10 protein-coding genes are annotated in these 12,060 nt (G+C 60.3%); 4 read left to right on the top strand and 6 right to left on the bottom strand.

The genetic code is table 11. The features are described from left to right. Positions 1 to 3: 3 nt before the first annotated feature. On the top strand, positions 4 to 1,311 hold the full coding sequence (locus KB890_RS11665; RefSeq protein ID WP_004178378.1) for a 6-phospho-beta-glucosidase: 1,308 nt from the start codon (positions 4 to 6) through the stop codon (positions 1,309 to 1,311). A 26-nt stretch (positions 1,312 to 1,337) separates the two neighbouring features. Continuing rightward, complete coding sequence (gene celB, locus KB890_RS11660) at positions 1,338 to 2,690, top strand: PTS cellobiose transporter subunit IIC (RefSeq protein WP_020324508.1); 1,353 nt, start codon at positions 1,338 to 1,340, stop codon at positions 2,688 to 2,690. Between the two features lie 55 nt (positions 2,691 to 2,745). On the opposite strand, the gene treC is transcribed toward celB, so the two are convergent. The 3 genes from treC to treR form a co-directional block, all read right to left on the bottom strand. Further along, complete coding sequence (treC, locus tag KB890_RS11655; RefSeq protein ID WP_004178379.1) at positions 2,746 to 4,401, bottom strand: alpha,alpha-phosphotrehalase; 1,656 nt, start codon at positions 4,399 to 4,401, stop codon at positions 2,746 to 2,748. A 51-nt stretch (positions 4,402 to 4,452) separates the two neighbouring features. After that, positions 4,453 to 5,871 carry a PTS trehalose transporter subunit IIBC gene (treB, locus tag KB890_RS11650; RefSeq protein WP_004177659.1) on the bottom strand — a complete coding sequence of 473 codons (1,419 nt, stop codon included), beginning with the start codon at positions 5,869 to 5,871 and terminating at the stop codon, positions 4,453 to 4,455. Between the two features lie 130 nt (positions 5,872 to 6,001). After that, positions 6,002 to 6,949 (bottom strand): trehalose operon repressor TreR, encoded by a 948-nt coding sequence (gene treR, locus KB890_RS11645; RefSeq protein ID WP_004178381.1) that lies wholly within the window; start codon positions 6,947 to 6,949, stop codon positions 6,002 to 6,004. An 18-nt stretch (positions 6,950 to 6,967) separates the two neighbouring features. On the opposite strand from treR, the gene mgtL reads away from it, so the two are divergent. Beyond that, complete coding sequence (gene mgtL, locus KB890_RS27810; protein ID WP_219620685.1) at positions 6,968 to 7,183, top strand: mgtA regulatory leader peptide MgtL; 216 nt, start codon at positions 6,968 to 6,970, stop codon at positions 7,181 to 7,183. Between the two features lie 145 nt (positions 7,184 to 7,328). Next, positions 7,329 to 10,037: a magnesium-translocating P-type ATPase gene (gene mgtA / locus KB890_RS11640; protein ID WP_004152273.1), complete on the top strand. Its 2,709-nt coding sequence runs from the start codon at positions 7,329 to 7,331 to the stop codon at positions 10,035 to 10,037. A 73-nt stretch (positions 10,038 to 10,110) separates the two neighbouring features. Here mgtA and ridA read toward each other — a convergent pair whose 3' ends face one another. From ridA to pyrB, 3 genes are all read right to left on the bottom strand, one after another. Then, positions 10,111 to 10,497: a 2-iminobutanoate/2-iminopropanoate deaminase gene (gene ridA / locus KB890_RS11635; RefSeq protein WP_002886926.1), complete on the bottom strand. Its 387-nt coding sequence runs from the start codon at positions 10,495 to 10,497 to the stop codon at positions 10,111 to 10,113. A 152-nt stretch (positions 10,498 to 10,649) separates the two neighbouring features. After that, positions 10,650 to 11,111 carry an aspartate carbamoyltransferase regulatory subunit gene (gene pyrI / locus KB890_RS11630; RefSeq protein WP_002886927.1) on the bottom strand — a complete coding sequence of 154 codons (462 nt, stop codon included), beginning with the start codon at positions 11,109 to 11,111 and terminating at the stop codon, positions 10,650 to 10,652. 13 nt (positions 11,112 to 11,124) lie between these two features. Next, a complete protein-coding gene (pyrB, locus tag KB890_RS11625) occupies positions 11,125 to 12,060 on the bottom strand; it encodes an aspartate carbamoyltransferase (RefSeq protein WP_002886928.1) in 936 nt (311 codons plus the stop codon).

The following is a 12,060-nucleotide window of genomic DNA, read 5'->3' as shown; positions in this document are numbered from 1 at the left end:
ACTATGCAAGCACTGAAAATTGCCGTTATCGGCGGCGGCAGCAGCTACACGCCGGAGCTTATTGAAGGGATTATCGTTCGTTACGAGCAGCTTCCGGTTACAGAGCTGGCGCTGGTAGATGTCGAATCCGGCCGGGACAAGGTGGAGATCATCGCCGCGCTGACCCGGCGGATGCTGAAACATAAAGGGCTGGAGCAGGTGGCGGTCAGCGTCCACTTTACGCTCGATGAGGCCATCCGCGGCGCCAGCTTTGTGCTGACCCAGCTGCGTGTCGGACAGCTGGCGGCGCGCGCCGCCGATGAGCGGCTGGGTCTCAAGTACCACCTGCTGGGCCAGGAGACCACCGGCGTCGGCGGTTTTGCCAAGGCGCTGCGGACGATCCCGGTGATCCTTGAGGTGGCGCGCAAAGTGGAACAGCTGGCGCCGGAAGCGTTCATTCTCAACTTTACTAATCCGGCGGGGATCGTCACCGAGGCGGTCAGCCGCTACAGCAAGGCGAAGATCATCGGCCTGTGCAACGTGCCGATCAACATGCAGCACATGATCGTCGGGATGCTGGGCGCCCAGGAGTCCGAAGTAAAACTGCGCTTTGCCGGGCTCAACCATATGGTTTGGGTGCATAAGGTGCTACAGGGGCGCGAGGATGTCACCGGCAAGGTGATCGACATGCTGTGCGACGGTAAGGCGCTGTCGATGAACAACATTAAAGAGCTGCCGTGGCCGGCGGAATTCCTGCGCGCGCTGAAGGCGATTCCGTGCCCCTATCATCGCTATTTTTGGCTGACGCCGGCGATGCTGGCGGAAGAGATCGCCGCGGCGAAAACCAAGGGCACCCGCGCCGAACAGGTGATGAAAGTCGAGCAGGAGCTGTTTGCGCTGTACGCCGACCCGCAGCTGGAAGAAAAACCGGAGCAACTGAGCTTTCGCGGCGGCGCCTACTACTCGGAGGTGGCCGTCGAGCTTATCAACGCGATCTACAACAACCTGGGCGCGGAGATGGTGGTGAATACCCGCAACAACGGCGCGATTCATGGTCTGGATGATGATGCGGTGGTGGAAACCAACAGCATTATTGATGCGCAAGGGGCGCGGCCGCTGGCGTTCGGCCCGCTGCCGCCGGCGATGAACGGCCTGACCCAGCAGGTGAAAGCCTTCGAGCGGTTGACGATTGAAGCCGCGGTACACGGCTGTCGCGAAAGCGCACTGCTGGCGCTGGTGACCAACCCGCTGGTCGGTAACGTCACCGATGCCCAGGCGCTGCTGGATGAAGTATTAACCATCAACCGTCAATGGCTGACGCAATTTAACTGACCGCTATTTCCCCTCGGGAGCACACCATGTCGAATACAAGCTGGATTGAACGTTACGTCATGCCGGCGGCGCTGAGAATCGCCGGGCAAAAGCACGTCCTGTCGGTGCGCGACGGCATCATTCTCAATATGCCGTTTATGTTGATTGGCTCATTCTTCCTGATTTTCGCCTACCTGCCGATCCCCGGCTATGCCGATATGATGAGCAGCCTGTTTGGCGAGGTCTGGCGCGATAAAATGTTGTACCCGGTGAAAGCGACCTACGACATCATGGCGCTGATTTCCAGCTTCGGCATCGCCTACCGGCTGGCGGAGAAGTATCGCACTCTCGATCCGCTGAGCGCTGGAGCGATGTCGCTGGTGGCCTTCATGATGACGATCCCGCAGAACACGCTGTTTACGCCGGTACACGGCGCGGCGGAGGTGATTAAAGGGGTGATCCCGGTGAGCATGGTCGGTAGCCAGGGGCTGTTTGTCGCCATTGTCATTTCGCTGCTGTCGACGGAGATTTATCGTTTGGTCGCCAGCCGCAATCTCGTTATCCACATGCCGGACGGCGTGCCGCCGGCAGTGGCGAAATCATTCCTCGCCCTGATCCCCGGCTTCTGCGTGCTGGCGGTGGTGCTGGCGCTGCGCCTGGCGGTCGAGGCCTCGCCGTTCGGCGACATCAACAGCATGATCGCCACTTTGATCGGTATTCCGATGCATCACGTCGGCGGTACGCTGCCGGGCATGATTATTTCAGTCATTTTGATTGGTATTTTGTGGACCCTGGGCCTGCACGGCGACGCGATCGTACTGGTGTTTATCCAGCCGGTATGGCTGTCGAATATGTCAGAGAACCTGACGGCCTTCCAGAACGGTCAGCCGATCCCGCATATCATTACTCAGCAGTTTTACGATCTGTGGATTGCCCCCGGAGGTACCGGCGCGCTGCTGGGGCTGGTGATTTTTATGTTGCTGCGTAGCCGTAGCCAGCAGATGAAGCAGCTGGGGAAAATTGCCGCGCCCGGGGCATTGTTTAACATCAGCGAGCCGATGGTATTTGGCATCCCGCTGGTGATGAACCCGTACTTTTTCCTGCCGTTTATTTTAACGCCGGTGCTGCTGGTGATCGTGTCCTATACCGCGATGGCGACCGGGCTGGTGGCGCCGCCCGCCGGAATCGCGCTGCCGTTCACCACGCCGATCTTCATCAGCGGCTATCTGGCGACCGGAGGGCATATCTCCGGCACGGTGCTGCAGGTGGTGAATTTAGCGATTTCGCTGGTGGTCTACTATCCGTTCTTCCGCGCCTGGGATCGGCTAAAGGCAAAAGAAGAGCACGCCTCGGCGCAACCCCAAGCGAGCGCTGCGATTGCTGATGCCGACCGCGCATAACCTCCAGCCTGACAAATCGTAGCCCCGGTGAGCGTTGCGCCACCGGGGAAAAGCGTTATCCCTGCAGCCACCATATCGCTTCGAACGGCCGCAGCGTCAGCCCGGTCGGGCGCGGGGTGGTCTCGGCATAGTTGCTGATGATCATCTTCCACTCGCCCGGGGCCTCAGCGGGCTGCCAGGCCTGCAGCTCGCGGCTCAGGTTAGCGGCGACTACCAGCGTTTGCCCCTGCCACTGACGACGATAGCACCACAGCGACGGATGCTCCGGCAGCAGATCCTCGTAATCACCCCAGGTCAGTAGCGGCAGGGTTTTACGCAGCGTAATCAGCTGCTGATAGGCATAAAACACCGAATCGGGGTCCGCCAGCGCCGCCTCGACGTTGATCTCCTGGTAATTATCGCCAAGGCCGATCCACGGCTCACCGTCGCTGAAGCCACCGTTCTCGCCGGCGTGCCACGGCATCGGCGTGCGGCTGTTGTCGCGCGACTTGCTGGCGAGGATCGCCAGCAGTTCGTCCGGGCTTTGCCCCTGCGCCGCACGTTCGATAAACATATTGTGGCTTTCGACGTCACGGTAATCGCTGATGCTGCTGAAGTGCGGATTAGTCATGCCGATCTCTTCGCCCTGGTAGATATAGGGCGTGCCCTGCATGCCGTGCAGCACCATCGCCAGCATCTTCGCCGCCGTCACCCGGTACTCGCCTTCGTCGCCAAAGCGCGACACGATGCGCGGCTGATCGTGGTTACACCAGAACAGCGCGTTCCACGCCCGATTGTGCATTCCCTGCTGCCAGTGGCGGAACAGCGCCTTCAGCGCCACATAGTCCGGGCGGGCGAGGGTCCATTTCTCTCCGCCGGGATAATCGACCTTTAAATGGTGGAAGTTAAAGGTCATCGACAGCTCGCGGCCGTCCAGCGCGGCGTACTGCTGGCAGTGCTCCAGCGAGGTGGAGGACATCTCGCCGACGGTCATCAGGTTACGCGGGGTGAAGACATCGCGGCTCATCTCCTGCAGGAACTCATGCACCCGCGGGCCGTCGGTATAGAAGCGGCGGCCATCCCCGTCCAGATCGCAGGGAAAGGTCTGGTCTTTTGAGATCAGGTTGACCACGTCGAGGCGCAGACCGTCGACGCCGCGGTCAGCCCAGAATTCGCAGACCTTTTTCAGCTCGGCGCGCACCGCCGGATTCTCCCAGTTGAGATCCGCCTGCTCAATGGCGAACAGGTGCAGATAATACTGCCCGCTGTCGGCGTGCCACTGCCAGGCGTTACCGCCAAATTTGGAGCGCCAGTTGTTCGGCAGGGCGTCCGGTTCGCCATCGCGCCAGATATAGAACTGGCGGTAGGGACTCTCCTTATTCAGCGACTGACGGAACCATTCATGTTCGGTCGACGTGTGGTTCAGCACCATATCCAGCACGATACGGATGCCGCGGGCCTTCGCCTCCGCCACCAGGGCGTCAAAGTCGGCCATCGTGCCGTAGGAGGGATCGATGGCGGTGTAGTTCGCCACGTCGTAGCCGTTATCCACCTGCGGTGAGACGTAGAACGGCGTCAGCCAGATGGCGTCGACCCCAAGCTTTTGCAGATAGTCGAGGCGGGAGGTGACGCCGCGCAGGTCGCCGGTACCGCTGCCGGTGGTATCCTGAAAACTCTTCGGATAGATTTGATAAATAACGCCGTTTTGCCACCAGTGGGGGAGATGATTCATAGTACTTTCCTGCTGCAACGAGGGGCGCCAAAGGCGCCCCGAAAGAAGAAGTTAGACAATCTGCAAGGTGCCCTGACGGTACTTGCGCTGATACACCACGCTGGTGAGGATAATCGGCACCACCACCGCGATAGCCATCGCCATGGCGTACACCTGCCAGTAGGTAGGCTGGATGGAGAGGATCCCCGGCAGGCCGCCGACGCCGATGCCGTTCGCCAGCACGCCGTTCAGGCCGCACAGCAGGCCGGCGAGGCCAGAGCCAATCATTGCGCACAGCATCGGGAAGCGGTATTTCAGGTTGATACCGTACATCGCTGGCTCGGTGACCCCGAGATAGGCGGAGATCGCCGCCGGTACCGAGATTTCACGTTCATTCTGCTTGCGGCTGGCGATGATGATGCCGACCACCGCCGACGCCTGGGCAATATTCGACAGCGCAATCAGCGGCCACACCGGGGTACCGCCCATGCTCTGGATCATCTGCATATCGATAGCGAGGGTGGTCTGGTGGACACCGGTAATCACCAGCGGCGCGTAGAGGAAGCCGAACAGCGCGGCGCCGATCGGCGCGAAGCTGCCGGTTAACAGATGGCGTACCGCGAAGGCCACGCCGTCGCCGATCAGGCGGCCGAACGGACCGATAATGGCGTGCGCGAGGAACACCGCGAGGATCAGCGAGCAGACCGGGACAATCACCAGGTAGAGGTAGTCAGGCACAATGCGCTTGAGGCGCGTCTCGATAAAGCCTAAGGCCAGGCCAGCCAGCAGGGCCGGGATCACCTGCGCCTGGTAGCCGACTTTGGCAATGGTAAACAGGCCGAAGTTCCACACCTCCGGCACCTGCTGGCCGAGGAGATAGGCGTTCATCAGCTGCGGGGAGACGAGGGTGACGCCAAGGACGATCCCGAGGATCGGCGTGCCGCCCATCTTCTTCACCGCTGACCAGCAGATCCCCACCGGCAGATAGAAGAAGATCGCCTCGCCAATCAGCCACAGGAAGTCATAGATGGTTTTCAGCGACGGATACATCTGGGCCAGCGTCTGGCCATTGCTCATGGGCAGGTCGCCGATAACGTTGCGGAAACCGAGGATCAGACCGCCGCTGATCAGGGCCGGCAGCAGGGGAAAGAAGATCTCGGCGAAGTGCGAGATTAACTGTTCATGCCACTTCATATTTTGCCGCGCGGCCTGCTTGACCTGCTCTTTATCGGCGGAGGTCTGGCCGGTGGTCGCCAGCAGGGCCTTGTAGTAATCGCCCACCTCGGTGCCGATGACCACCTGGAACTGGCCGGCGTTAGTGAAGCATCCCTTCACCATGCGCAGCTGCTCAATCTCTTTTGGTCTGGCGATGGCCGGGTCGTTCAGCACAAAGCGCAAACGGGTAATACAGTGGCTGACGGTGGCGATGTTACCGCGCCCGCCCACCAGTTCGATCAGTTTATCGATGTCCTGCTGGTTTACTTTGCTCATGATGAAGCCTCAAAAACAGAGGGGAGAGATGCCGTTTTTACCTTGAGGGCATCCTAACCGTTCCGCTTAATTTGCAAAATGGGAACGTTCCCGAAACCCGGCGACGATCACATAAATCGTCCGAGCGAGATTAATTGAGGACGGCGGGAATCACGATCTGGCGGGGATCGACGCTGCCGGCGATCTGCTCGATCAACTGCCGGGCGGCCCGGCGTCCGGACTCGGCATAGCCCGGATCGACGGTCAAGATTTCCGGGTGGAGAAACTTCATCAGCGGCGTGCTGCCGACGCTGGCGAGCTGCAGCGCATCGCGACCCTGCTGCTGGAGGTACTTGCTGGCGCCGAGAGCGAGGGTATCCGTCGCGCAGACCAGGGCGCTGGTTTCAGCCATCAGCACGCTGGCGACGGTGTCATATCCCTGCTTCATGCCCAGCCCCGGCAGGGCGGCGGTGGGCGTCAGACGATGCTTTTCACAGAAGGTGAGATAGGCCAGATGGCGGCGTTCGCCGGTGGTGACGTCGCTGTGCGGTACGCCAAGAAAACTGATGTGGCGGTGTCCGCGATCGTAGAGCCGCTGCATCAGCAGCGTGATGGCCCCCTCGTCGTCATAGCACACCGAGGCGAAGCCGGGAGCGTCGCGGGCCATCAGCACCAGGGTGTCGCGCCAGGGGGCGAGCATCGCTTCGTCGATGCCGGTAAAACCGAACAGCACCACGCCGTCAATATTGCGCCGGGCGAGCATGCCGAGATGCTCCTCCACCAACGCCGGGGAGAACTGGCTCTCCATCATAATCGGATCGTAACCCTGCTCATAAAAGGCGGGCAGCATGGTCTGCACGGCAAGGTTTTCCGACAGCGAATCGAGACGGGTGACGATAATCGCCACCACTTTATCGCTCTGGCCGCGCATGGCGCGGGCGGAACGGGAGGGCGAGAAACCGTGCTGCTGCATCACCGCTTCGACGCGCTCGCGGGTCCGTTCGCTGACCCCGCTCTCGTTGTTAAGGACGCGGGATACCGTCGATTTCCCTACGCCGCTTAAGCGCGCGATATCTTTGATGGTCAGCCGGTTCTGCATGCGGAATTCTCGTCAGGGATGGTAGAAGTGAGCCTAATGCTACTCAACCAAACCGCAATGAGCAAAGTCTGGTTTACGTTCGGTTTAGTTGCGCGGGTTTATCATCGCCATTATTGCCACACAATCCTCAGCGAGGGCGCTATAATTCGCGCCGTTTATATTCACTTACCGGAGATAGTTATGGACCCCGATCCCACTCCTCATCCTCGATGGAGCAACCTTTCTTTCCGGTAAGCCTGTTTAACACTGCTTTACCGGAAAGCGTAAAGCAGTGACGTCCTTGATGTCCCTGCCATAAAAATAACATGCCTGACAGGTAGGTTTTGCTACGCCCGTCGGCAACGCTGCGTTCGCTTTGGCGAGCGCGGAGGGACTGTTTATGCTGAAAAATTATACCCGGCAGCTGTTCGCGCAGCTTAGCCGCCATCTGCCACGTCGTTTAGTCCAGCGCGATCCGCTGCCGGACGCCCGCCATCTGGCGAGTGGCCCCATTCCTGAATCGCTTGGTCAGCATTGCCTGAACGTGGCGGCGATGGACGACCAGGAGATCTGGCGCGCCTTTGACAGCCACCCTGAAGGGCTCAATGAAGGCGAAGTGGCGGCGAAAATCCTCAAACATGGTGACAACCAGATCCCGGCGCAGAAGCCCTCCCCGTGGTGGGTGCATCTGTGGACCTGCTATCGCAACCCGTTCAACCTGCTGCTGACGGTGCTCGGCATCGTCTCCTATTCCACCGAGGATCTTTTCGCCGCCGGGGTTATCGCCCTGATGGTGGGGATCTCGACATTGCTCAATTTCATCCAGGAGGCGCGCTCGACCAAAGCGGCGGATGCGCTGAAGGCGATGGTGAGCAACACCGCCACCGTGCTGCGGGTGGTGAACGAGCAGGGGGAGAGCCGCTGGCTGGAGCTGCCTATCGACCAGCTGGTGCCGGGCGACATTATCCGGTTGTCGGCGGGGGATATGATCCCGGCGGACCTGCGTATCCTGCAGGCACGGGATTTATTCGTCGCCCAGGCCTCGCTGACCGGCGAATCGCTGCCGGTGGAGAAAGTGGCCCGCAGCCGCGATCCGCTGCAGCAAAACCCGCTGGAGTGCGACACCCTGTGCTTTATGGGCACCAACGTGGTGAGCGGCTCGGCGCAGGCCATCGTCTTCGCCACCGGCGGCCGCACCTGGTTTGGCCAGCTGGCCGGCCGCGTCAGTGAACAGGAGAGCGAGCCGAACGCCTTTCAGAAGGGCATCAGCCGGGTCAGCATGCTGCTGATCCGCTTTATGCTGGTGATGGCCCCGGTGGTGCTGCTGATCAATGGCTACACCAAAGGCGACTGGTGGGAGGCGGCGCTATTCGCGCTGTCGGTGGCGGTCGGTTTGACGCCGGAGATGCTGCCGATGATCGTCACTTCGACGCTGGCGCGCGGGGCGGTGAAGCTGTCGAAGCAAAAGGTCATCGTGAAGCACCTCGACGCCATTCAGAATTTCGGCGCGATGGACATCCTCTGCACTGATAAAACCGGCACCCTGACCCAGGATAAGATTGTGCTGGAGAACCATACCGACGTCTCCGGCAAGGTCTGCGAGCGGGTACTGCATGCCGCCTGGCTCAACAGCCACTACCAGACCGGCCTGAAAAACCTGCTCGACACCGCGGTGCTGGAGGGCGTTGAGCTGGATGCCGCCCGCGGGCTGGCGGAACGCTGGCAGAAGGTGGATGAGATACCCTTCGACTTCGAACGCCGCCGCATGTCGGTGGTGGTGAAGGAGGATGACGCCGCGCATCAGCTGATCTGCAAAGGGGCGCTGCAGGAGATCCTCAACGTCTCGACCCAGGTGCGCTACAACGGCGATATCGTACCGCTGGACGACACCATGCTGCGCCGCATTCGCCGGGTGACCGATACCCTCAACCGACAGGGGCTACGGGTGGTGGCGGTGGCGACCAAATACCTGCCGGCCCGCGAAGGCGACTACCAGCGCGCCGATGAGTCGGACCTGATCCTTGAAGGTTACATCGCCTTCCTCGATCCGCCGAAAGAGACCACCGCCCCGGCGCTGAAGGCGCTGAAGGCCAGCGGCATCACGGTGAAGATCCTCACCGGCGACAGCGAGCTGGTGGCGGCGAAGGTGTGCCATGAAGTGGGACTGGATGCTGGCGAAGTGGTGATTGGCAGCCAGATCGAAGCCATGAGTGACGACGAACTGGCGGCGCTGGCCAAACGCACCACGCTGTTCGCCCGCCTGGCGCCGCTGCATAAAGAGCGTATCGTGACGCTGCTGAAACGCGAAGGTCACGTGGTGGGCTTTATGGGCGACGGCATCAACGACGCCCCGGCGCTGCGCGCGGCGGATATCGGCATCTCGGTCGACGGCGCGGTGGATATCGCCCGCGAGGCGGCGGATATCATTCTGCTGGAGAAGAGCCTGATGGTACTGGAGGAGGGGGTAATCGAAGGCCGCCGCACCTTCGCCAACATGCTCAAGTACATCAAAATGACCGCCAGCTCCAACTTCGGCAACGTCTTCAGCGTGCTGGTGGCCAGCGCCTTCCTGCCGTTTCTGCCGATGCTGCCGCTGCACCTGTTGATTCAGAACCTGCTGTACGATGTTTCCCAGGTGGCGATCCCGTTTGATAACGTCGATGATGAGCAGATCCGCAAACCGCAGCGCTGGAACCCGGCCGATCTCGGGCGCTTTATGGTCTTCTTTGGACCGATCAGCTCGATTTTCGATATCCTCACCTTCGGCCTGATGTGGTGGGTGTTCCACGCTAATACCGTGGAGATGCAGACCCTGTTCCAGTCCGGCTGGTTTATCGAAGGGCTGCTGTCGCAAACGCTGATTGTGCACATGATCCGCACCCGGCGCATTCCGTTCGTTCAGAGCCGGGCCGCCTGGCCGCTGTTCGCCATGACCCTGGTGGTGATGGCGGTGGGGATCGCGCTGCCGTTCTCGCCGCTGGCGAGCTACCTGCAGCTGCAGGCCCTGCCGCTGAGCTACTTCCCATGGCTGGTAGCGATCCTGGCGGGCTATATGGTGCTGACCCAGGCCGTGAAGGGCTTCTACAGCCGCCGCTACGGCTGGCAGTGAGGGACGCGTTTTCGGATGACCCACGTAAAAAAGGCAGCCTGCGGGCTGCCTTTTTTCATGCCGACGAGAGCGATCAGCGACGCACGGCGATGGCTTCGATCTCGATCTTCACGTCTTTCGGCAGACGTGCGACTTCAACGCAGGAGCGCGCCGGGAAGGTGGCGTTATGCTCGGTGAAGAACGCTTCGTAGGTGGCGTTAACGGTAGCGAAATCGTTGAGATCTTTGACGAATACGGTGGTCTTGACGATATCGCCGACGGTGAGGCCAGCGGCTTCAACGATCGCTTTCACGTTGTTCAGCGACTGGCGCGCCTGCGCGGACACGTCTTCCGGGACGCTGCCGGTTTTCGGGTCGACCGGGATCTGGCCAGAGGTGATGATCATGCTGCCGAGGTCAACGCCCTGAACGTAGGGGCCAATCGCCGCTGGTGCATTTTCCGTCGCAATAGTTTTGCTCATGTTATCTCCAGATGAACTGAGTAATGTTACGCAAAATCATTCAGGTTGCCGCCAGGCGGTAAGCGCTGTATCGCCGGCGCAGACGCCGCCTGAAGGACGAAGCGTAGGGTGGTAGCCATTATAGGGAGGCCTACCACCAATACCAACCGCATTTAGTTGGCCAGCACCACATAATGAGAAAACTCTTTTTCGCAGTATTTACATTTGAGTGCGATGTCATCAGCGCGTTTTTTCACTGCAAAACTGGAAGAAACCGGTTCGGCGTGGCTGATACAGTTGCTGTTCGGGCAGACCAGCACGCTGTCGATACGATCCGGCAAGCTCGGGCGGGATTTGCCCACCACTTCGTAATCATCAATGCGGTTTACCGTCGCCTGCGGGGCGTACAGCGACAGCTGGTTAACCTGCTCGTCGGTCAGGAAGGTGTTCTCGATTTTAATCAAATCCTTGCGGCCCATTTCGCCGGAGGGCAGGTTCAGGCCGATGGTGATGCGCTGGTCGGTTTCGGTCAGTTTGAACAGGGTGAGCAGCTTAAAGCCGACCTGCGCCGGGATATGGTCAATCACGGTGCCGCGTTTGATTGCTTCTACCTGCAGTTTATTGTCGTGTGTCATCTCTCATTCCCCCTTACAGTGCCAGCTCGCTATTCAGTACCAGTGCCAGTAACGCCTGGCGGGCGAAGATGCCGTTACCGGCCTGCTGGAAGTACCAGGCGTGCGGTGTTTTATCGACATCGGTGGTGATTTCGTCAATGCGCGGCAGCGGGTGCAGCACCTTCATATTGGCGCGCGCCCCTTCGAGGTCGGCGGCGCGCAGGACGAACTGCGCTTTGACGTTGGCGTATTCCGACGGATCCAGACGCTCTTTCTGCACGCGGGTCATGTACAGAATATCCACTTCCGCCATCACGTCGTCGATGGCGCTATGCAGGCTCCAGGCGATGCCTTTTTCATCGAGCATATCGAGGATGTACTGCGGCATGGCCAGCGCGTCCGGGGCGATGAAGTAGAAGCGGTTGCCGTTGAATTTGGCCAGCGCCTGGGTCAGGGAGTGGACGGTACGGCCATACTTCAGATCGCCGACCATCGCCACGTTGAGGTTTTCGAGGCGGCCCTGGGTCTCCTGAATGGTGAACAGGTCGAGCAGGGTTTGGGTCGGGTGCTGGTTAGCGCCGTCGCCGGCGTTCAGTACCGGCACGCCGCCGGAGAATTCGGTCGCCAGGCGCGCGGCGCCCTCCTGCGGATGACGCATCACGATGGCGTCGACGTAGGTGCTGATGACGGAGATGGTATCCGCCAGCGTTTCCCCTTTTTTGCCCAGTGAGGTGTTGGCGCTGTCGGAAAAGCCGACCACGCTGGCGCCCAGGCGGTGCATCGAGGTTTCAAAAGAGAGGCGGGTGCGGGTCGAGGCTTCAAAGAAACAGCTGGCGATAACCTTATGCTTCAGCAGCTCGGGTTGTGGATTGGCTTTCAGCTTTGCCGCCGTCGCCAGCACCAGTTCGAGGTCTTCGCGGCTGAGATCGTTTATGGAAATGATATGTTTTTGATATAGCGGGTTAGCCAT

It is taken from the genome of Klebsiella sp. P1954 (assembly GCF_018199955.1).
Classification (GTDB): Bacteria; Pseudomonadota; Gammaproteobacteria; order Enterobacterales; family Enterobacteriaceae; genus Klebsiella; species Klebsiella pneumoniae.
This window is presented reverse-complemented; position numbering and strand designations above follow the sequence as displayed.